Origin of the sequence: Pseudomonas sp. SZ57 (assembly GCF_009495975.1) — a bacterium.
Taxonomy (GTDB): Bacteria; Pseudomonadota; Gammaproteobacteria; order Pseudomonadales; family Pseudomonadaceae; genus Aquipseudomonas; species Aquipseudomonas syringae.
This window is the reverse complement of the sequence record NZ_WIBD01000018.1, coordinates 206,898-228,660: the sequence shown is the minus strand read 5'-3', so window position 1 is coordinate 228,660 and position 21,763 is coordinate 206,898. Positions and strand designations below refer to the sequence as shown.

Here is a 21,763-nt window from a genome sequence, read left to right as displayed (position 1 = left end):
TTGAATACGTCAAAAGCGGCAACCGGCATTGAAGGCCTGGACGACATCCTTGCAGGAGGTCTTTCACGCAGTCATGTGTTTCTTCTTGAGGGAGAGCCCGGAACCGGCAAGACAACTGTGGCCCTGCAATTTCTGCAGGCCGGAGCGGCAGCGGGCGAAATATCCCTGTACATCACCCTGTCCGAGACTGAAAGCGAGTTGCGCTCGGGTGCAGCCTCGCACGGCTGGGAGCTCGACGAACATATCAATATCTTCGAACTGACGCCGCCTGAAAGCCTGCTCGACGCCGATCACCACCAGAGCCTGCTCTATTCCTCTGACCTGGAGCTGGGTGAAGCAACGCGGCAGATATTCGAGGTGGTCGAGCGCGTCAAACCCACCCGTGTGGTGATCGACAGCCTCTCGGAAATCCGTCTTCTGGCGCAGAGTTCGTTGCGCTACAGGCGCCAGATTCTGGCCATCAAACATTACTTCACCCGCTACAACGCGACGGTACTGCTGCTGGACGACCTGACCACCGAGGCGCTGGACAAGACCGTGCACAGCGTTGCCCACGGCGTTATCCGCCTCGAAGCACTGACACCTACCTACGGTGCCGAGCGCAGACGTTTGAAAATCGTCAAATACCGTGGCCAGAAGTACCGCGGTGGTTTTCATGACTTCAACATTGCCGAGAACGGTATTCAAGTCTTCCCGCGCCTGGTGGCTGCCGAGCACCGCTCCAACTACGCGCGCACTCAATTGAGCAGTGGCATCAAGGAGCTGGACGATCTACTGGGCGGCGGCATCGAGGGCGGCTCCAGCACCCTGATTCTCGGCCCGGCCGGGACCGGGAAATCGCTCATCTCGCTGGTTTTTGCCGCACAGGCGGTGGCGCGCGGCGAGCGTGTCGGCCTGTTCATATTCGATGAGGAAATGGGCCTGCTGTTCGAGCGCATGCTCAAACTGGGTATCGACCTGCGTGCGCTGCAGGAAACCGGCAATCTGGTGGTCGAACAGATCGACGCGGCAGAGCTGTCCCCAGGTGAATTCGCACACCGCGTGCGGCGCGCAGTCGATAGAAAGCAGATAAAGACCGTCGTCATCGACAGTATCAACGGCTATCAGGCGGCAATGCCGGAAGAAAGCGCGCTGGTTCTGCACATGCACGAGCTGCTGCTCTACCTCAACCGCCAGGGCGCCTCGACCTTCATGACCGTAGCGCAACACGGACTGGTGGGCGACATGCGCTCGCCGGTGGACATTACCTACCTTGCCGACAGCGTGATTCTGTTGCGCTATTTCGAAGCGCTGGGTCAGGTACGCCGTGCCATATCGATCATCAAGAAACGTACCGGCACTCACGAATCCACTATCCGAGAGTACCGCATCAGTTCCAGCGGACTGAAAATCGGCGAACCGCTGGCGGCCTTTCAGGGCGTGCTGCGCGGTGTGCCGTCATACATGGGTGACAAGAAACCGCTACTGGAGGATGACGACCTGTGAGTACTCCAGGTCTGTTGTCAGAGCGCGCGATCATTCTCGCCCCACGCGGGCGGGACAGCCAGATCGCCACGCGTATTCTCGACGAAGCGGGCTATCCGTCAACGGTAGCCCATGATGTGTCCGAGCTGGTCAGAGAGCTGAGCGCGGGCGCCGGCCTGGCGATTATCGCCGACGAGGCACTGCGCAACGCCGACATGACCCCGTTGCTCGAACTCCTCGGCCGCCAGCCGCCCTGGTCGGACTTGCCGATCGTTTTGCTGACCCATCACGGCGGACCGGATCACAACCCGTCGGCACGCATGGGCAACCTGCTGGGCAACGTGACCTTTCTTGAACGCCCTTTCCATCCCGTCACGCTGGTCAGTCTGGTCATGACGGCTGTACGTGGTCGTAGACGCCAGTATGAAGCCCGGGCGCGCATGGAGGACCTGCACGAAAGTGAAGGCCGCCTGCAGAACGCCCTGAAGGCTGGCAGGCTGGGCTCATGGGTGCTGGAGGCGGAACACCTCAAGCTGACCTGTTCGGACATCACCAAAAGTCATTACGGCCGTGATGAGCAGAACACGCTTGATTACCAGGAGTGGCTGGCCGCCGTCTACTTCGAAGACCAACCGAGGATGCAATCGGCGCTGCAGCGCAGCCTGGACACCGGTGTCGACTTGATCATCGAATACCGTAATGTCTGGCCGGACGGCTCACTCAATTGGGTGGATGTACGCGCCCGCGCCACTCGCAGCAAGAACGGCCTGGTCGGCTCCCTTGCCGGTGTGACCTCTGACATCACCGAGCGCAAACAGGCCGAGTCGCAATTGCGCCGCCTCAATGAAACGCTCGAACAACAGGTTGAAGAGCGAACCTCGCAGCTGCGTCACAAAGAGGAGATTCTCCGCCAGTCACAGAAAATGGAAGCGGTCGGCCAGTTGACCGGCGGGATTGCCCATGACTTCAACAACATGCTGACCGGCATTATCGGCAGCCTGGAGTTGATAAGGCGCCGGCTGGCGCGTGGCCGCATCGAAGACCTGAATGGCCTGATCGATCTGGGGGTCACATCGGCCAACCGCGCGGCCGCCCTGACCCATCGGCTGCTGGCCTTCTCGCGGCGTCAGTCGCTGGACTCCAAGCCGGTCGAAATGAACCATCTGGTCAATGCCATGGACGAACTGCTGCAGCGCAGCGTCAACGAGAGCATTCACCTGCAACTGCGTCTTGCGCACGATCTGTGGACCGCAGAAGCCGACCCCAACCAGTTAGAGAGCGCCCTGCTCAATCTGGTACTCAATGCCCGCGATGCCATGCCTGATGGCGGTACGCTGGTGGTCGAGACCTCCAATCAGCAGCTGGACAGATCGTTCACCAACGCCTACGAGAACCTGCTGCCTGGTGACTATGTCGTGCTGAGCGTCAGTGACAATGGCTGCGGCATGCCTGAAACCGTCATCAGTCGGGCGTTTGACCCTTTCTTCACCACCAAACCCATCGGCCAGGGCACTGGTCTGGGGCTTTCGATGATCTACGGCTTCAGCAAGCAATCGCACGGCCACGTCCTGATCAAGAGCGAGGTCGGCGTCGGCACTACCGTACAACTGTTTCTGCCGCGCTTTAAGGGGCTTGCGTCTGAGGCCGAGCAGAGTTTTCAGAGCAATGCCATTTATGCCGAGAATGGCGAAACCGTGTTGATTGTCGAAGACGACCCGGCCGTGCGTACGCTGGTCAGTGAGGTGCTCGGTGAGCTGGGCTACACCTTCATCGAGGCCGGAGAAGCGTCGGACGCGGTGCCGATACTCGAATCAGGACAGCGCATCGATCTGTTGATCAGCGATGTCGGGCTGCCAGGCATGAACGGCAGACAGCTGGCAGAAATAGCCAGACAACTGCGGCCGGAGCTCAAGGTGCTGTTCATCACCGGCTACGCAGAACATGCGGCGGTGCGCGGAGGTTTTCTGGACACAGGGATGCAATTGATCACCAAACCCTTTGCGTTCGATCACCTGACTTCAAAAGTACGGGAAATGATAGAAGCCTGAGCAATGCTCAGGCTTCAGGTAGCGCAGATTTGTCCAGTTGCCCGCCCACTCGTCATCAAGCCAGCAGTTTCTGAATCTGGGTATGCAAGGTGTCCATGGTGAAGGGCTTGGCGAGAATGGGTGCCTTCAACGCAATCGGGCTGCCCGAATCGAGTATCTCCGCCGGGTAACCGCTGATGAAAATCACCTTCAACTCAGGCCGCAGCATGATCGCAGGCTCGGCAATCTGGACGCCCGAAACGCCGCCCGGCAGCCGATAATCGGTGATCATCAGGTCGAGATGGGGTTTGGTCGCCAGAATCTCGAAAGCCTGCTCGCCGTTCTCGGCTTTCAGGACACGATAACCCTCACCCGACAGATAATCGGCCAGAAGCATCAGGATCAGGGGCTCGTCTTCGACGATTAGTACGACGTTTTCTGCATCAGCGCTCATTGAACTGCCTTTGATCTTATAAATAGCTGCCATTACGACCACGGCACGCGTGGGAGGTTGCGCCAACCTGCGATTAAACTTGACTGCCGGTGGCGGCGACCTTACAGAGGCAGACAGATACGAAACACCGAACCCTTGCCCTCTTCACTCTCCACTTCGATACGACCGCCGTGCGCCATGACGATCTGATCGGAAATGAACAGCCCAAGACCTAATCCGGCAACAGCGTGATTGCTCGACACCCGCTCGAACTGCTGAAAGATGCGCTTCTGGTTTTCGGCCGTAATGCCAATACCTTGATCCCTGACTTCGATGAACGCCTCGCTGTCCTTGCTGTACACATGCACTTCAATCGGCTTTCGCGCACCGTAACGCAGCGCGTTGGTGAGCAGATTGGCAACCACCTGCTCGATACGGAATTCGTCCCACACGCCGATTACCGGCTGTTCGGCAAACCGGGTGACGCTGGAATCGGCGGCAGCGATCTGTGCGGCAAAGCTTTCCAGCAGTTGCGTGACCAGTTCGCTGAGGTCAAACGGGCTCGGTCTGATCGACAGCTTGCCGGTGCGGATCCTCGATACATCGAGCATGTCTTCGATGAGGCGGATAAGACTCTGAATCTGTCGCTCATCGCGATCGACCATCGCGTGCAGCTTCTCCATGGTAAACGCCGCGGCGTTGTCCTTGGCCAGGTGCAGCTTGCGCAGCTGGGTCTCCAGAATAAGGCCGTTGAGCGGCGTGCGCACCTCGTGGGAGACGATGGACATGAAGTCATCCCGCATGCGAATCGCGTGTTCCAGCTCGCCCTGAGTCGACTGCAGACGCTTGAGCAAGGCTTCCTGCTCCTGGCGACTGCGCTCAAGCTCCTCGACCTGTATTTTCATGGCCTTGCGCTGTCGGTAGAGATCGACGAACACATTGACCTTGCTCTTTACCGCGTGAATATCCAGCGGCTTGTGCAGGAAGTCCACGGCACCGCTTTCATAGCCCTTGAAGGCGTAATTCAGCTCGCGCCCGGCAGCACTGACGAAGACGATTGGAATGCTTTTGGTCTTTTCCGTGCTGCGCATCAGCTCGGCCAGCTCGAAGCCGTTCATCCCGGGCATCTGAACGTCGAGGATGGCCATGGCGAATTCGTGCTGCAGTAGCAGTGACAGTGCTTCGTCCGCAGACAGCGCCTTGTAGACGATTCGATCGCCGCGCTTGATCAGCGCTTCGAGCGCCAGCAGGTTTTCCGGCAAATCATCGACGATGAGCAGTTTTGCCTGAATTTCACTTAACATGCGGTTCGTTCCAGCTCGACCAGCAAGCGGCCAATATCGTTCAGGGAAAGGAGGTAATCGGGCGAGTGCAGCGCCAGGCCCGCTTCAGGCATGGTAGACGCCTGGGCCTGCGCGGGGTCCTGAATCACCGTGAAACCACCGTACTTCTTGATCTGCAGCAACCCGTTCGCGCCGTCATTGTTGGCACCGGTCAACAGCACGCCAGCCAGTCGCGGCGCATAGGCATCAGCGGCCGAACCGAACAGAATGTCGATACTGGGCCTTGAATAAAACACCTTGTCCTCCTGACTCAGTGACAGGGAAAAGTCGGACTCCACCGAGACGTGATAGCCCGCTGGCGCAACGTACAAAGTGCCGGGCACTATGCTCTCCTTGTCGTCGGCTTCCTTGACCGGAATTGCCAGACGGTTCTGAAACACATTGGCCAACTGGCTGTGCCGATCATCAGGTAGATGCAGAACCATCAGGATAGGCAATGAAAACCCCCTGCGCAGACCGCTGAATATTTTCAGCAGGGCTTCCACGCCGCCCGCCGAGGCACCGACCACAATGGCATCGACCACGGGTAACGCGTGGCTGGGCGCTTCATCGCCAAACGTGGTTCTCATGATTTCCGGTAAATCCGCTCGGGTTTCACCAGCGCCTCGAAGTCGCCACCGTAGGCGGAAAATTCCAGCGTTTCCTTGCTGCCCAGCGCCAGAAAGCCACGATGACACAACGAATCATGAAACAACCCGAACGCTCGATCCTGAAGCTTTTTGTTGAAGTAAATCAGTACGTTACGGCAAGAAATAAATTGCGTTTCGGAGAATACACTATCTGTGGCCAGACTGTGATCGGCAAACGTGACGTTCTCGCACAGCGTCTTGTCGAAGATCGCATAGTCATAGGCAGACGTGTAGTACTCGGCAAAATCGCGCTGCCCTCCCGCCTTTCGATAGTTCTCGGCATAGGCCCGCACGTTGTCCATGGAGAAGATGCCCTGCTTGGCCTTTTCCAGCGAGCTGGGGTTGATATCGGTCGCATAGATGATGGTCCGCTCCAACAGCCCCTCCTCGCGCAACAGAATAGCCGTGGAATAGACCTCTTCGCCCGTGCTGCAACCGGCGATCCATACCTTGAGTGACGGGTAAGTGCGCAGCACCGGCACAACTTCGTTGCGGATCGCCAGAAAGTGCGACGGGTCACGAAACATCTCACTGACCGGAATCGTGAGAATCTGCAGCAGCTGCATGAACGCTGCAGGATCATGGAGCACACGCTCCTGCAAGGCGGAGATGGTTGCACAATCGAACTGACGCAGCGCATGGATCACGCGGCGCTTCACCGAAGCGCCTGAGTAGTCACGAAAGTCGTAGCTGTACTGAAGGTAAATCGCTTCGATCAGCAGGCGCAGTTCGATGTCCATGCTTCGATCAATGGGCATGGTACCGCCCGGGGCTGGCATCGCAGACGCCCCTCCATTCAAGCCTCATTCAGATACGCTCCATCTTCGGCAGCCAGACGCGGATCAGCGAAAACAGTCGGTCCAGATCGATGGGCTTGGCCAGGTAATCGTTTGAACCCGCCTGCAGGCAGCGCTCCTGATCATCCTTCATGGCCTTGGCCGTGACGGCAATGATTGGCAGCTTGCGCCAGCGCGGGTCCTTGCGAATCTCGATGGTCGCTTCAAAACCGTCCATTTCAGGCATCATCACGTCCATCAGGACCAGATCGATGTCTTCCACTTCATTGAGCCTGGCAATCGCCTCCAGACCGTTGCGGGCGATTTCCACCACCGCGCCTTTATGTTCAAGGGCACTGGTCAGGGCAAAGATGTTACGCACATCGTCGTCGACCACGAGAATCTTGCGCGCCTCGAAGACCTTGTCACGGCTACGCGCGGTCTTGAGCATCTTTTGCCGCTCGTTGGACAGTTGCGATTCGACCTTGTGCAGGAACAGCGTGACTTCATCGAGCAGCCGTTCAGGCGAACGCGCACCCTTGATGATGATCGAGCGCGAATACTTCATCAGCTCGGCTTCTTCATCGCGGGTCATGTTACGGCCGGTATAGACGATCACCGGCGGGAAGGCACAGATGTCTTCCATCGACATGCGTTTGAGCAATTCATTGCCGAGCATGTCCGGCAGCTTCAGATCGATGATCATGCAGTCGTAGACGTGATCGCGCAGCAGGTCCAGCGCCTCCTGGGCGAAGCCCACCGCAGTGATTTCAATATCATCGTCACCAATCAGGCGCGCGATGCTGTCACGCTGCAGCGCGTCATCCTCGACCAGCAGAATACGTTTGACCTTCTGCGTCAACTTGGCTTCCAGCTTGGCGAACACGTCCTTGAGCTCTTCACGCGTGGTCGGCTTGACCGCGTAGCCAATCGCGCCCATATGCAAGGCGGCTTCCTGGCGATCTTCGACCGATATCACGTGCACCGGAATGTGCCGGGTGGGCGCCAGTTCCTTGAGACGCTGCAGCACGGTCAGGCCCGAATGGTCCGGCAGGCGCATGTCCAGCAGGATCGCATCCGGCGTATAGCGGGATGCCAGATTGAAGCCATCGTCGGCAGCATGCGCCACCAGACAGTCGTAGCCCAGTTCGTGGGCGAGATCGTAGAGAATCTGGGCGAATCGCACCTCGTCTTCGATCACCAGAATGCAGCGCCGCTGGAAAGGTGCCTTGTCGCGGTCGTCGGCAAATACCGGCACCGGCGTATCCATCGGCACGGGTGCCGGAACAGGCTGCGCAATGACCGGAAGCACAGGGGCATACGGCTGCAGCGCAGCAGGCGCTGGCACGATTGGCAGATCGCTGCCCGGCTCGCGGTCGTCTTGCTCGACGTAATGCTCCGGCAGCACCAGGCTGAAAATACTGCCCTGCCCCGGTGCGCTGGTCACACTGATCGACCCGCCCAGCAATGCCGCCAGATCTCGTGAAATCGACAGCCCCAATCCGGTACCGCCATAACGCCGGTTGGTGGTGCCATCTGCCTGACGGAACGCTTCGAAAATACCCTGCTGATGCTCCTCGGCGATACCGATGCCCGAATCACGCACGATGAACGCGATACCCGCGCCCGGCTGACGCGAAACGACCATGCTGACCGAGCCTGCTTCAGTGAACTTGATCGCGTTGGACAGCAGGTTCTTGAGGATTTGCTCAAGACGCTGGCGATCCGTGAACAGCATGGTGGGCGCACCGGCCTGGATGTCGACGGTAAACGCGAGTTTCTTCTCGGCGGCCAGCGGCTGGAAGAGCGTCCGCAGACCTTCGACCAGTCGGGGGACGCTGCTGTTTTCCGGGCGCACTTCCAGCTTGCCGGCCTCGACCTTGGAAATATCCAGAATGTCGTTGATCAGGTTCAGCAGGTCATTACCCGCCGAATAGATCGACTCGGCAAACTTGACCTGTTCGGCGGTGAGGTTTTCGCCCGGGTTCTCGGCCAGCAGTTTGGCGAGAATCAGCGAGCTGTTGAGCGGCGTGCGCAGCTCGTGGGACATGTTGGCGAGGAACTCGGACTTGTATTTGCTGGCGCGCTGCAGCTCGTCCGCCCGCGCCTGCAACTCGGCCTGAGCGATATTCAGTTCTTCGTTGTTGCGATCCAGCGCATCGCGCTGATCGGCCAGCGCCTGACTCTGATCGGCCAGTTGCTCGTTGGTTTGCTCCAGCTCGGCCTGCTGGGTCTCCAGATGGGCCTGGGATTCCTTGAGGATGCGCGACTGCTCCTCCAGTTCCTCATTGGCAGTGCGCAGTTCTTCCTGCTGCACCTGCAGCTCTTCGTTGAGCTGCTGGGTCTCGGCCAGCACTTCCTGCAGACGCTGGCGATAACGGGCGGCTTCGATAGAGGTGCCGATGTTGTCCGCCACCAGTTCAAGAAACTCGACATCCCGCTCGGTCAGGGTGCGCAGAAAGCCCAGTTCGATCACGCCGTTGACCTGATCGTCGTTGCTGGTCGGCACCACCACCACGCTGCGCGGCGAACCGTCGCCCAGGCCGGACGCAACCTTGAAGTAATTGTCAGGCAGTTCATCCAGCGTAATGATGCGGTCCTGCTGGGCGGCCTGCCCGACAATGCCTTCATCACTGTGAATGGTCTGATCCTGCTGCTCCTGTTCGCGGGAGAAGCCATACGAGGCGACTCGCGTAAGGCCGCCGTGGTCCTGGCGGATGTAGACAGCCGCCACCGACGCGCCCAGATGCTGGGTCAGAAACTGGAGAATATTGCGGCCCAGCATGTTCAGCGTCAGTTGCCCCAAGACCTGCTCGGCCAGCTCGCTCTGACCATTGCGCAGCCAGGCCACCTTCTGCAGGCGCTCGGCGTTGACTTCCTGGAGCCTGAGGTTTTCGCTGTAAGTATTCGACAGCGAGAGCAGATCCCTGCGGCCGATATAGGCCAGAATTGCGCTGACGATCACCACGAATATTAGATAAAGGCTGACGGAAAGAATCGTACTGCGCGTGACTTCCGCATTGCGGGTCAGGCGAAGTTGCTGCTCCATCTCCACGGCCTGATCATATTCGGTGCGGATCTGATCGGTGATGCGCTTGCCACGTCCGGCCAGCACCGGCGTCTGATAATCGCCGTTGGTGCGCCGTAAGGTGATCATCTCCTGGGCGAACGCATTCCACTCCTGCTGCAGCGTGGACAGACGTCTGAACCGATCCAGTTGCGTGGGGTTGTCGTCTACCAGTTTCTCCAGCCCCTGCAACTCGGCGAGCAACAGCGGCTTGGCGACCTCATAGGGGTCGAGAAAATGCTGATCACCCGTCAGCAGAAAACCGCGCATGCCGGTTTCCATGTCTATCGACAGTTTCATTGAGCGGTTGGTGTTGTTGATTACCCGGTCAGTGTGCTCGACCCACTGTATTGCAGTGAGCAGATAACTGATCAGCAAAATGAAGAAAACTGCGCTCAGTACACCGACACCCAATGGCAAGCCAACGTTACGACCCAGCAATTTTCGAAAGCGTTGTTCATCGACAACAGACGTCCGATTCATGAAATATCCCTGACGAGTGGATCAAAACCGTAGAGTTTGCCGTAAACCTACGAAAAACACTCTTATTTCCGACATAGAGGATTGAAATTTCACACATAAATGGGCGATAAGCTCACGCCTGTATTCATTAATGACGCCAACCCGTGATTCGCCCTCGCGATTTACGGTATTTGTGCCTCGATTGAACTTCCACCCGGTTTTTATTTACTGATACAAGGACTGTATCAACAGCCGACAGGCCCTCGCTCGGTTACCCTGAGTCGACGGGAAAGGATGCGCAAAATTCCACACTGTCTGCGCTATCGCCATTATTCAGGTTTAAGGAGTCAACCATGCCCGACACAGCCCGCACCATTCTCGTGGTCGAAGACGACGCCATAGTGCGCATGCTGATTGTCGACGTGCTCGAAGAGCTGGAATACAAGGTACTGGAAGCCGAGGACGCCACGTCGGCACTGGCCTTTGTTGCAGACGATTCCAATCACATCGACCTGCTGATGACTGACCAGGGGCTGCCTGATATGAAGGGCACCGCACTGGCCAAGAAGGTCATCGAACTTCGCCCGCAATTGCCGGTGCTGTTCGCCAGCGGTTATTCCGAAAATATCGACGTGCCGCCAGGCATGCACTCGATCGGCAAGCCGTTCTCCATCGACCAGTTGCGTGACAAGGTAAAAAGCATTCTTGGAAACAGCCTTGACTGACATCGACGCTGCCCTCAACAGCACTGAAAAGCCTGCCAGCACCCGCTTATTGATCATCGGCTACGTATGGCCAGAGCCGCGTTCTTCGGCTGCCAGCGGGCACATGATGCAACTGATTCAATGCTTTCTGGAGCAGGACTGGCAGATCACCTTTGCCAGCCCTGCCACCGAAGGCGAGCACCGCGCCGATCTGCTCGGTCTGGGCATCCGCGAAGTGCATATCGCGCTCAACGACAGCAGTTTTGACGTATTTGTCAGCGAATTGCAGCCTGACGTCGTGCTCTTCGATCAGTTCATGATCGAGGAACAGTTCGGCTGGCGCGTCGAGCAGCAGTGTCCCGACGCACTACGCATTCTGGAAACGTCGGATTTCCAGAGCCTGCGCCACGCACGTCATCAGTTGTTGAAGGATTCGCTTAACAGCGATTGCGCCGAGACCGGACCGTGCAGCGCCGACGTTTCAGCGCCGCAGCTTTTCCGGCAGATCGCATCCAGTGATCTGGCGCAGCGCGAAATTGCTTCGTTGTATCGCTGCGACCTCAACCTGATGACGTCGGATGTCGAAATCGCCCTGTTGAGCGGCTCTTTCGGCCTGCCCGCCGCGCTGCTGCACTGGTGTCCGCTGATGATCGACGGCGCGCCCGACAGCTTCCGGCCTTTTGCACAGCGTGCGCACTTCCTCAGCATCGGCAACTTCCGCCATGCGCCCAACTGGGATGCGGTGCTGTGGATGAAAACCGCTATCTGGCCGCTGATTCGTCAGCAACTGCCTGACGCTCAGTTGCACATCTACGGTGCCTACACGCCACCCAAGGCCTCGGCGCTGCACAATGCCTCGCAGGGCTTTCATGTGAAGCACTGGGCCGAGGATGCGCTGGAGGTCATGTCCCATGCGCGAGTGTGCCTCGCGCCATTGCGCTTCGGCGCCGGCATCAAGGGCAAGCTGATGGACGCGATGCTCTGCGGAACGCCGTCAGTCACGACGCCGGTGGGTGCGGAGGCCATGAGCGGCGGGCTGCCGTGGCCCGGCATCATTGCCGACAACCCTGCGGAAATCGCGGGCGCTGCGGTCAGGCTGTATCAGGATCAGAACCTCTGGCTTGAAGCGCAACAGGCGGGTCAGGCGTTACTGCAGGCGCGCTTTCAGCATCGGCAGCACTGTGCGAGCCTGATCGAACGCATCGACACCCTTCGCAACGGACTGGCGGAGCATCGTCTGGCGAACTTCACCGGCGCCATGCTGCGGCACCATCACCACAAGAGCACCAAATACATGGCGCAGTGGATCGAGGCGAAGAATCGCAACAAGGATGAAAAACCGGCTTAGGCTCAATGAGAAAAGTCGGCGAGCGAAGGTCAGGCAAGGCAAAAACAGGCGAGGAACGGCCGGGGTCGCGTTCGACTCTACGGTTTGTAAATGAGCATTCCGATCGGACTCGCGCACGAGCCTGTTTTTAACGCAGCATCACCGAGCGCAGCCACTTTTCCTGCAGAGCCTAGGCCGGTTTGCGCAGCAAATAGGTATCCATGATCCACCCCTTGCGCTCGCGTGCCTCGCTGCGCAGCCGCTTGATCTTCTCGCAGACCTCATCGAGCCGGCCGGCCACCAGTATTTCGTCCGGCGTGCCCAGGTACGCGCCCCAATAGATGTCCAGCCCCTGCCCCGTATAACGCTCGAATGTGCAGTGCGCGTCGAGCATCACCACGACGTTGCCGGGCTGCTGCCGCGGAGCTGTCGCCATGCGTCGGCCGGTGGTGATATGAATCGACTCGCCGATGCGATTGAGCGGGATCCGGTGCCGCGCGACCAGGCTCTGGACGCTGGTTATGCCGGGAATCACCTGATACTCGAAAGCCTCCTTACCCCGCGCCAGGACCTGGTCAAGGATGCGCATCGTACTGTCGTAGAGCGACGGGTCGCCCCAGACCAGAAACGCGCCGACCTGATCCACACCAAGCTCATCGGTCAACAACCGCTCGAAGAGTATTGCGCGCTGTTCGTGCCAGCCCTCGATGCCGCGCTCGTAGGCCTGCGGATCATCTTCACGCCGAGGATCCTGGACTTGCACCAGACGGTAGCGTTCATGAGTGATGTAGCGCTGACAGAGCTCTTTGCGCAGCCTCAGCAACTGATCGTCGACATAGCCCTTGTCGAGGATGAAGATCACCTCTGCACGGTTCAGGGCCGCAACGGCCTGCAGGGTGATCTGCTCGGGATCCCCGGCCCCCATGCCGATCAGCAGGATCTGTTTCATCGGTCAACGTCTCCACTGGCAGAGGCCCGGTCGTAGGCGATTTTTGCCAATGACCGGGCATTGAACTGAAAAATCAGGCACATTACTCTTCTGGCAACGGATGAACATGACATCGCCAATGAATAAAACAACAAGAATTGCCGACCCTTCCTACGAATTGATGGACGACCACAACGGTCTGTCGATCATCTACCGCGAGCATGGTTTCCCCTGCCCGCTGGTGCGCTGGCATTTCCACAAGGAATATGAACTGCACCTGATCGTCGCCAGCTCCGGCAAGGTGTTTGTCGGCGACTACATCGGCAATTTCAATCCTGCCAGCCTGTTCCTTACCGGCCCCAACCTGCCGCATAACTGGATCAGCCAGATCGACGACGGCGAAGAGGTGCCCAAGCGCGACATGCTGGTCAACTTTACCGATGAGCTGCTGGAAAGTGGCAATCAGGTGTTTGCCGAACTCAAGACCCTGACACCGCTACTGGAGCGCGCCCGCTACGGCATCGAATTTCGCTGCAAACGCACAATTCGTCAGGCGATGAAGCAAATGCAGAAGATCGCCGACTCGCGAGGCATCACTCGCCTGGGTCACTTCTTCATCCTGCTCGAGCTGCTGGCCGCCAGCGAAGATTACCAGTTGCTGTCGGGCACGGCGGTTGCCCATACGGCGGACGAGCACAGCGTGGATCGCACCAACCGGGCGGTGGACTATATCTTCGCCCACTATGGCCGCGAGCTGCCGCTGGAGGAAGTCGCCGAGTATCTGGGCATGAAACCGACCTATTTTTCCCGGGTGTTCAAACAGGCTACCGGGCGCTGCTTCGTGGAGTTCGTCAATCGTCTGCGCATCAGCAAATCGTGCGAACTGCTCGCCGACGGAGACAAACCGGTCACCGATGTGTGCTTCGAGTCCGGATTCAACAATATTTCCAACTTCAATCGGCGTTTTCAGCAACTCAAAGGCATGACCCCGTCGCACTACCGCCGCCTCGCCGTTCAGCGTCTGACCGAACAAAACCTGTACTGATTTGCCCCGCCCTCGCCCTCATCGTCTACGCTGGAGTTGCGCCGAAGCCGCCCTATAGGCGATTCGGCGCTATTGCGTTTTCGCACCCGAGTGCAAAAAAGTATCAGTCAGAGTGCGGCGCAGGATTTGTCTTTCAGACCGAACGCCGGTGTAATCAATGCACATCTTCCTCACCTCCGGAAGAGAAAAAAACAATAACCATCCTTCTACAGTCCTTTGGGCGTGGAAGAGGAGTGATCAATGAAGAACTCAGCAAAACTTCTGCTCGCCAGTTCCGTCCTCAGCACCTGTTTCGTGTTCAGTGGCAGTGCCACAGCGGGGACCGTGACCATCGCCACGGTCAACAACAGCGACATGATTCGCATGCAACGCCTCTCCAAGACCTTCGAAGAACAGCACCCCGATATCAAGCTCAACTGGGTCGTGCTGGAAGAGAACGTCCTGCGTCAACGCCTGACCACTGACATCGCCACCAAGGGCGGCCAGTTCGACGTGCTGACCATCGGCATGTACGAAGCCTCACTCTGGGGTCAGAAAGGCTGGTTGCAGGAAATGAAAGACCTGCCTGCCAGTTACGCGCTGGACGATGTGTTCCCTTCCGTGCGCGACGGCCTGTCGGTAGACGGCAAACTGTTCGCCCTGCCGTTCTATGCTGAAGCCTCGATCACCTACTACCGCACCGACCTGTTCAAGGCCGCCGGCCTGACCATGCCCGAGCGCCCTACCTGGACCCAGATCGCCGAGTTCGCCGGCAAACTGACCGACAAGTCCAAGGAACAGTACGGCCTCTGCCTGCGCGGCAAGGCTGGCTGGGGCGAGAACATGGCGCTGATCACCACGCTGGCCAACGCCTATGGCGGACGCTGGTTCGACGAGCAGTGGACGCCACAGTTCGATCAGCCCGAGTGGAAGAATGCGCTGAATTTCTACGTCAACACCATGAAGCAGTCCGGCCCGCCGGGCGCCTCCAGCAACGGCTTCAACGAAAACCTTGCGCTGTTCAACAGCGGCAAGTGCGCCATCTGGGTCGACGCCAGCGTGGCCGGTTCGTTCGTGACCGACAAGAAGCAGAGCAAAGTGGCTGACAGCGTCGGCTTCACCTACGCCCCGCACGAAGTGACCGACAAGGGCTCGTCGTGGCTGTACTCGTGGTCGCTGGCGATCCCGACCAGCGCCAAGAACACCAAGGACGCTGCCGAGTTCACACAGTGGGCCACCTCGAAAGAGTACGCCAAACTGGTTGCCGATACCGACGGCGTGTCCAACGTACCGCCGGGCACCCGCGCCTCGACCTACACCGACGAGTACAAAAAGGCTGCACCGTTTGCCAACATCACGCTTGAGTCGTTGAAGAAGGCCGATCCCAAGTCGCCAACCCTCAAAACCGTGCCTTACGTCGGCATTCAACTGGTGACCATTCCCGAGTTCCAGGCCATCGGCACCAGCGTCGGTCAGCAGTTCTCCGCAGCACTCATAGGTCAGTCCACCGTGGATCAGGCCTTGCAGAATGCGCAAACCGCTACCGCGCGCGACATGAAACGAGCGGGTTACTCGAAAAAGTAACCGTCACGCACGAGGGCGAAAGCCGATGCTTTCGCCCTGCCGCTCAACTGCGCAACAACTCTGGTGCAATCCGGTTCGGAGCTCCCCATGAATACCTCAGCCTCCCCTGAACGCACGGACCTGTCCGGCGAACAGCAACCGCTCAAAAGCCGTCGATTCAAGCCGGGCTGGTTTCTGGTCAGTCCTTCCGTGGCGCTTCTGCTGGTGTGGATGATTGTGCCGCTGGGCATGACCATTTACTTCTCGCTGATCCGCTACAACCTGCTCTCCCCCGGCGAAAACGAATTCGTCGGCCTGGAGAACTTCCAGTATTTCGTGACCGACAGCGGCTTCTTGCCGGGTGCCGGCAATACATTACTGCTGGTCGGCAGTGTGCTGGCGATCAGTGTGATCCTCGGCGTGCTGATTTCGGCGCTGTTGGAAGCCAGCGAGTTTTTCGGTCGCGGCATCGTTCGCGTACTGCTGATCTCGCCGTTCTTCATCATGCCCACGGTCAGCGCGCTGATCTGGAAAAACCTGATCTTTCATCCGGTGTCCGGCGTACTCGCAGCGGTGTGGAAGTTCTTCGGCGCCGAACCGATTGACTGGTTCGCCCATTACCCGATGCTGTCGATCATCATCATTGTGTCCTGGCAATGGCTGCCGTTCGCCATTCTGATCCTGATGACCGCCATGCAGTCGCTCGACCAGGAGCAGAAGGAAGCAGCGCGGCTGGACGGCGCAGGTCCGCTGGCGATCTTCTGGCACCTGACCCTGCCGCATCTGGCGCGTCCGATCGCCGTGGTGGTGATGATCGAAACGATCTTCCTGCTTTCGGTATTCGCTGAAATCTTTACCACGACCAACGGCGGGCCGGGCTTTGCCTCGACCAACCTGGCTTACCTGATCTACATCCAGGCGCTGCTGCAGTTCGACGTCGGCATGGCCTCGGCGGGCGGGCTGATTGCCGTGGTCATAGCCAACATCGCGGCGATCATCCTGATCCGGATGATCGGCAAAAACCTCACCGACAAGTCATGAGGACCTTGCCATGATGACCCTCAAACAATCACGCCGTCTGCAAAGCCTGCTGCTCGGGGCCCTGTCCTGGATCATCGCTGCGCTGGTGTTCTTTCCGATCTTCTGGATGGTCCTGACCAGCTTCAAGACCGAGATCGATGCATTCGCGACACCGCCACAGCTGTTCTTCACCCCGACGCTGGAAAACTACCTGCATATTCAGGAGCGCAGCGATTACTTCCATTTTGCCTGGAACTCGGTGCTGATTTCTTTCAGCGCCACGGTGCTGGCCATGCTGATCGCGATTCCTGCGGCGTATTCCATGGCGTTTTTCGAGACCAAGCGCACCAAGAGCACACTGCTGTGGATGCTCTCGACCAAGATGCTGCCGCCGGTGGGCGTGCTGATGCCGATCTATCTGCTGGCCAAGACCTTTGGCCTGCTCGATTCGCGGCTGGCGCTGATCATCATCTATACGCTGATCAACCTGCCGATCGTGGTCTGGATGATTTACACCTACTTCAAGGATATCCCCGGCGAGATCCTCGAGGCCTCGCGGCTGGACGGGGCCAGCACCCGCCAGGAGATCTTTCGCGTGCTGATGCCGATCTGCAAGGGCGGCCTGGCTTCCACCGCGTTGCTGTCGCTGATCCTGTGCTGGAACGAAGCATTCTGGTCGCTGAACCTCACCTCGTCCGCCGCAGCGCCGTTGACTGCCTTGATCGCTTCCTACTCCAGCCCCGAAGGGTTGTTCTGGGCCAAGCTGTCAGCGGTATCGACCCTGGCGTGTGCGCCCATTCTGATTTTCGGCTGGATCAGTCAGAAACAACTGGTTCGCGGCCTGTCGTTCGGCGCTGTGAAATAGCCCGGCCCAAAGAACAAGAAGGAGTCAAACATGGCTAACCTGAGCATCCGCAATCTGCAAAAAGGCTTTGACGGTCACCAGATCATCAAGGGTATCGACCTGGATGTGAAAGACCGCGAGTTCGTGGTCTTCGTCGGGCCTTCGGGCTGCGGCAAATCCACCCTGCTGCGGCTGATCGCCGGGCTTGAAGAAGTGACGTCGGGAACCATCGAACTCGATGGCCGGGACATCACGCAGGTCACCCCGGCCAAGCGCGACCTGGCCATGGTGTTCCAGACCTATGCGCTGTATCCGCACATGACCGTCGGCAAGAACCTGTCGTTTGCGCTGGACCTGGCGGGCGGTGACAAGGCCGAGATCAAGAAGAAGGTCGATGAAGCCGCACGCATTCTGGAGCTCGGGCCGCTGTTGGAGCGCAAGCCAAAGCAGCTGTCCGGCGGGCAACGCCAGCGTGTCGCGATTGGCCGGGCCATCGTACGCAACCCGAAGATTTTCCTGTTCGACGAGCCGCTGTCCAACCTCGACGCCGCGCTGCGCGTACAGACCCGCCTGGAATTGTCGCGCCTGCATAAAGAGCTGCAGGCCACCATGATCTACGTGACGCACGATCAGGTGGAAGCCATGACCCTGGCCGACAAGGTTGTCGTCCTCAACGGCGGCAAGGTCGAGCAGGTCGGCTCGCCGCTCGAGCTGTACCACCACCCGGCCAACCTGTTCGTTGCCGGCTTCCTCGGCACACCGAAAATGGGCTTCCTCAAGGGCACGATCAGCCGGCTGGACAGCACCAGTTGCGAAGTCGAACTGGATGCCGGCACGCGTATCAGCCTGCCGGTCAATGGCGCAGGACAAAGCGTCGGCGCTGCGGTAACGCTGGGCATCCGCCCGGAACACCTGAACCTTGCCCAGGGCGACGATTGCCAGTTGCAGGTGATTGCCGACGTCAGCGAACGTCTTGGCAGCGATACCTACTGTCACGTGCGCACCCGTTCGGGCGAGGCGCTGACCATGCGTATTCGTGGTGACCTGGCCAGCCAGTACGGCGAGACGCTGAACCTGCATCTCGACAGTGCCCAATGCCACCTGTTCGACGCTCAAGGTCTGGTGATTGCCAAAACCTTGCAGACCGCCGCAGCCTGAGTTCCGGAGAGCCCGTCATGAAACTGAACAAAAACAATCTGTCCCAACTGGGCGCCGACATCGCCCTGCCCGCCTACACCGTCGACAACACTCGCCAGGGCATTGCCCACATCGGCGTCGGCGGCTTCCACCGGGCGCATCAGGCGTTTTACACCGATGCGCTGATGAACAGCGGCGAAGGCTTTGAATGGAGCATCTGCGGCGTGGGCCTGCGTCCTGAGGACAAGGCCGTGCGCGATGCACTGGCGCAACAGGACTACCTGTACACCCTGTATGAACTGGGTGACACACCCAACACCCAAACCCGCATCATTGCCTCGATCAGCGGCATGCTGCTGGCCGAAGACAGCCCGCAGGCGCTGATCGATAAACTGGCCAGTCCGGACATCCGCATCGTCTCGCTGACCATCACCGAAGGCGGTTACTGCATCGACGACAGCAACGATCAGTTCATGGCCCATCTGCCGCAGATCCAGCACGACCTGGCAAACCCGGATCAGCCAAAGACGGTATTCGGCTTCCTTTGCGCCGCACTGGCTCGACGCCGCGCGCAAGGCACACCGGCCTTCACCCTGATGTCCTGCGATAACCTGCCACACAACGGCGCAGTGACCCGCAAGGCATTGCTGGCATTTGCCACGTTGCGCGATGCCGATCTGCATGACTGGATCAAGAAAAACGTCAGCTTTCCCAACGCGATGGTGGATCGCATCACGCCGATGACCAGCGCAGCCCACCGTCTGCAACTGGCCGACGACAAACACATCGACGACGCCTGGCCGGTGGTCTGCGAACCGTTCGTGCAGTGGGTGCTGGAAGACAAGTTCGTCAATGGTCGCCCGGCGTGGGAGAACGTCGGCGTGCAGTTCACCGATGACGTGACGCCCTATGAAGAGATGAAGATCAAACTGCTCAACGGCAGTCATCTTGCACTGACCTACCTGGGCTTCCTCAAGGGTTATCGTTTTGTACACGAAACCATGAATGACCCGCTGTTCGTGAGCTATATCCGCACCTACATGGACCTGGACGTGACCCCGCAACTGGCGTCGGTGCCAGGTATCGACCTGGAAGGTTACAAAGACACCCTGATCGATCGCTTCTCCAACCAGGCGATTGCCGATCAGCTGGAACGGGTCTGCTCGGACGGATCGTCGAAATTTCCCAAGTTCACCGTTCCGACGATCAATCGTCTGATTCTGGACGAAGGCAACCTTGCGCGCGCTTCACTGGTGGTCGCCGCGTGGGCGCTCTATCTGAAAGGTGTCGACGAGAACGGCGCGACCTACAAAATTCCTGACCCGCGAGCCGAGTTCTGTCAGGCGCTGGTGGCTGATGACGCGCTTATTACTCAGCGCTTGTTGGGAGTGGAAGAAATCTTTGGCTCGGCCATTCCGCAATCGGAAGCATTCGTGGCGGCCTTCGAGCAGAACCTCGATGATCTGCGCACACTGGGTGTGAGTGGCACACTGGAAAAACTTTTGGTTGCCAAGGCCTGAGGGACTTCCCATGTTTCTTGGAATCGATTGCGGGACCCAGGGCACCAAGGTGTTGGTGCTCGATACCGAAAGCGGCACCGTACTGGGCGAAGGCTCGGCGCCGCACAGCCTGATCAGCGACCACAACGGTCGCCGCGAACAGGACGTACAGCAATGGCTGGACGCGCTGCAACAGGCGACCCGCGATGCACTCGCAGCGGCGGGCATTTCCGGCCAGCAGATTCAGGGCATCGGCGTCTCGGGCCAGCAACATGGCCTGGTGCTGCTCGATGCTCAGGGCCAGGTACTGCGCCCGGCCAAGCTGTGGTGTGACACCGAGTCGGCACCGGAGAACCAGCGCCTGCTGGACTACCTGGGCGGCGCGCAGGGGTCGCTGCGACGCCTTGGCCTGGTTATCGCCCCAGGTTATACCGTGTCCAAGCTGTTGTGGACCAAGGAGCAATACCCGGATCTGTTCGAGCGGATCGACAAGGTACTGCTGCCCCACGACTACCTCAACTATTGGCTGGCCGGCCGCTGCTGCACCGAGTTTGGCGACGCGTCGGGCACCGGCTATTTCAACGTGCGCACTCGCGAGTGGGACCTGCCATTGCTCGCGCACATCGACCCGAGCGGTCGTCTGGGCAAGGCACTTCCACAGCTGTTGCAAGCCCACGAACCGGTGGGCGTACTGCGTCCCGAAGTCGCCAGACTGCTGAGCCTGAACCCAGACGCGCTGGTCTCCAGTGGTGGCGGCGACAACATGATGGGCGCGATCGGCACAGGCAATATCCAGCCGGGGTTGATCACCATGAGCCTCGGCTCTTCGGGCACGGTGTATGCCTACGCCGAAGAGGCGCGGGTCAGCGAGCATGAGTCGGTCGCGACTTTCTGCTCATCCTCCGGCGGCTGGTTGCCGCTGATCTGCACGATGAACCTGACCAACGCGACGACCGCCATTCGCGAGTTGTTCGCCCTCGACATCGCCGGCTTCAATCAGGCGGTCGCCCAGGCGCCGATCGGTGCCGAAGGCGTACTGATGCTGCCCTTTCTGAACGGCGAACGCGTGCCCGCCCTGCCCGATGCGACCGGCAGCATCGTCGGGCTGGACAGCACCAATCTGACCCAGGCCAACCTGTCTCGTGCGGTGGTCGAAGGCACTACCTTCGGCCTTCGCTACGGGCTGGACCTGTTGCGCGACAGCGGTATCAAAAGCGAAAAGATACGTCTGATCGGCGGTGGCTCCAAAAGTGCCGTGTGGCGGCAGATCGTGGCCGACATCATGAACACACCGGTGATCTGCACCGACCACTCGGAAGCCGCCGCACTGGGCGCCGCCATTCAAGCGGCCTGGTGCTGGTCGCGCGCCAACGGCAAGGCTCAGGACCTGCAGCAACTCTGCGAACGCTGCGTGAGTCTCGACCAAGGCAGTGAGACGCATCCTGTGGTGCATAATGTGGCCGCCTATCAGCAGGTCTATCAGCGTTATCAGGCGCAATTGCGCAAGGTTTGAAGC

At 59.2% G+C, this 21,763-nt stretch carries 17 protein-coding genes; 11 read left to right on the top strand and 6 right to left on the bottom strand.

Annotation, left to right across the window (positions count from 1 at the left end; translation table 11 throughout):
* Both GE543_RS16965 and GE543_RS16960 read left to right on the top strand, forming a co-directional pair.
* Positions 1-1,485 (top strand): ATPase domain-containing protein, encoded by a 1,485-nt coding sequence (locus tag GE543_RS16965; RefSeq protein ID WP_024650114.1) that lies wholly within the window; start codon positions 1-3, stop codon positions 1,483-1,485.
* A complete protein-coding gene (locus GE543_RS16960; protein ID WP_046237000.1) occupies positions 1,482-3,512 on the top strand; it encodes a response regulator in 2,031 nt (676 codons plus the stop codon). Before GE543_RS16965 ends, GE543_RS16960 begins: the two co-directional genes overlap by 4 nt.
* Positions 3,513-3,567: 55 nt before the next feature.
* Here GE543_RS16960 and GE543_RS16955 read toward each other — a convergent pair whose 3' ends face one another.
* The 5 genes from GE543_RS16955 to GE543_RS16935 form a co-directional block, all read right to left on the bottom strand.
* Positions 3,568-3,945, bottom strand: a complete 378-nt coding sequence (locus GE543_RS16955; RefSeq protein ID WP_003318062.1) for a response regulator — start codon at positions 3,943-3,945, stop codon at positions 3,568-3,570.
* 101 nt (positions 3,946-4,046) lie between these two features.
* Positions 4,047-5,228 (bottom strand): hybrid sensor histidine kinase/response regulator, encoded by a 1,182-nt coding sequence (locus GE543_RS16950; protein ID WP_003420766.1) that lies wholly within the window; start codon positions 5,226-5,228, stop codon positions 4,047-4,049.
* Positions 5,222-5,836, bottom strand: coding sequence for a chemotaxis protein CheB (locus tag GE543_RS16945; RefSeq protein WP_003410240.1), 615 nt, complete (start codon positions 5,834-5,836; stop codon positions 5,222-5,224). Before GE543_RS16945 ends, GE543_RS16950 begins: the two co-directional genes overlap by 7 nt.
* A complete protein-coding gene (locus GE543_RS16940) occupies positions 5,833-6,654 on the bottom strand; it encodes a protein-glutamate O-methyltransferase CheR (RefSeq protein ID WP_003318059.1) in 822 nt (273 codons plus the stop codon). The genes GE543_RS16945 and GE543_RS16940 overlap by 4 nt, the downstream gene beginning before the upstream one ends.
* A 49-nt stretch (positions 6,655-6,703) precedes the next feature.
* Complete coding sequence (locus tag GE543_RS16935; protein WP_153221927.1) at positions 6,704-10,222, bottom strand: response regulator; 3,519 nt, start codon at positions 10,220-10,222, stop codon at positions 6,704-6,706.
* 332 nt (positions 10,223-10,554) lie between these two features.
* Here GE543_RS16935 and GE543_RS16930 point away from each other — a divergent pair, with 332 nt between their 5' ends.
* Positions 10,555-10,926: a response regulator gene (locus GE543_RS16930; protein WP_003410234.1), complete on the top strand. Its 372-nt coding sequence runs from the start codon at positions 10,555-10,557 to the stop codon at positions 10,924-10,926.
* Complete coding sequence (locus GE543_RS16925; protein WP_178118625.1) at positions 10,919-12,253, top strand: glycosyltransferase family 4 protein; 1,335 nt, start codon at positions 10,919-10,921, stop codon at positions 12,251-12,253. The genes GE543_RS16930 and GE543_RS16925 overlap by 8 nt, the downstream gene beginning before the upstream one ends.
* A 169-nt stretch (positions 12,254-12,422) precedes the next feature.
* Here GE543_RS16925 and cobF read toward each other — a convergent pair whose 3' ends face one another.
* Entirely contained in the window at positions 12,423-13,181 is a 759-nt protein-coding gene (gene cobF, locus GE543_RS16920; protein ID WP_153221926.1) for a precorrin-6A synthase (deacetylating), read from the bottom strand.
* 118 nt (positions 13,182-13,299) lie between these two features.
* Here cobF and GE543_RS16915 point away from each other — a divergent pair, with 118 nt between their 5' ends.
* From GE543_RS16915 to xylB, 7 genes are all read left to right on the top strand, one after another.
* The gene (locus GE543_RS16915; protein WP_032702878.1) at positions 13,300-14,205 is read left to right on the top strand and encodes an AraC family transcriptional regulator; all 906 of its coding nucleotides are present in this window, start codon (positions 13,300-13,302) and stop codon (positions 14,203-14,205) included.
* Between the two features lie 240 nt (positions 14,206-14,445).
* Complete coding sequence (locus GE543_RS16910) at positions 14,446-15,768, top strand: sugar ABC transporter substrate-binding protein (RefSeq protein ID WP_153221925.1); 1,323 nt, start codon at positions 14,446-14,448, stop codon at positions 15,766-15,768.
* Between the two features lie 87 nt (positions 15,769-15,855).
* The gene (locus GE543_RS16905; RefSeq protein ID WP_003318051.1) at positions 15,856-16,788 is read left to right on the top strand and encodes a carbohydrate ABC transporter permease; all 933 of its coding nucleotides are present in this window, start codon (positions 15,856-15,858) and stop codon (positions 16,786-16,788) included.
* A gap of 10 nt (positions 16,789-16,798) precedes the next feature.
* Positions 16,799-17,632, top strand: coding sequence for a carbohydrate ABC transporter permease (locus GE543_RS16900; RefSeq protein WP_003347187.1), 834 nt, complete (start codon positions 16,799-16,801; stop codon positions 17,630-17,632).
* A gap of 30 nt (positions 17,633-17,662) precedes the next feature.
* Positions 17,663-18,769 carry an ABC transporter ATP-binding protein gene (locus tag GE543_RS16895; protein ID WP_003416442.1) on the top strand — a complete coding sequence of 369 codons (1,107 nt, stop codon included), beginning with the start codon at positions 17,663-17,665 and terminating at the stop codon, positions 18,767-18,769.
* 17 nt (positions 18,770-18,786) lie between these two features.
* Positions 18,787-20,268, top strand: coding sequence for a mannitol dehydrogenase family protein (locus tag GE543_RS16890; RefSeq protein ID WP_153221924.1), 1,482 nt, complete (start codon positions 18,787-18,789; stop codon positions 20,266-20,268).
* A gap of 10 nt (positions 20,269-20,278) precedes the next feature.
* The gene (xylB, locus tag GE543_RS16885) at positions 20,279-21,760 is read left to right on the top strand and encodes a xylulokinase (protein ID WP_153221923.1); all 1,482 of its coding nucleotides are present in this window, start codon (positions 20,279-20,281) and stop codon (positions 21,758-21,760) included.
* Positions 21,761-21,763: the final 3 nt, after the last annotated feature.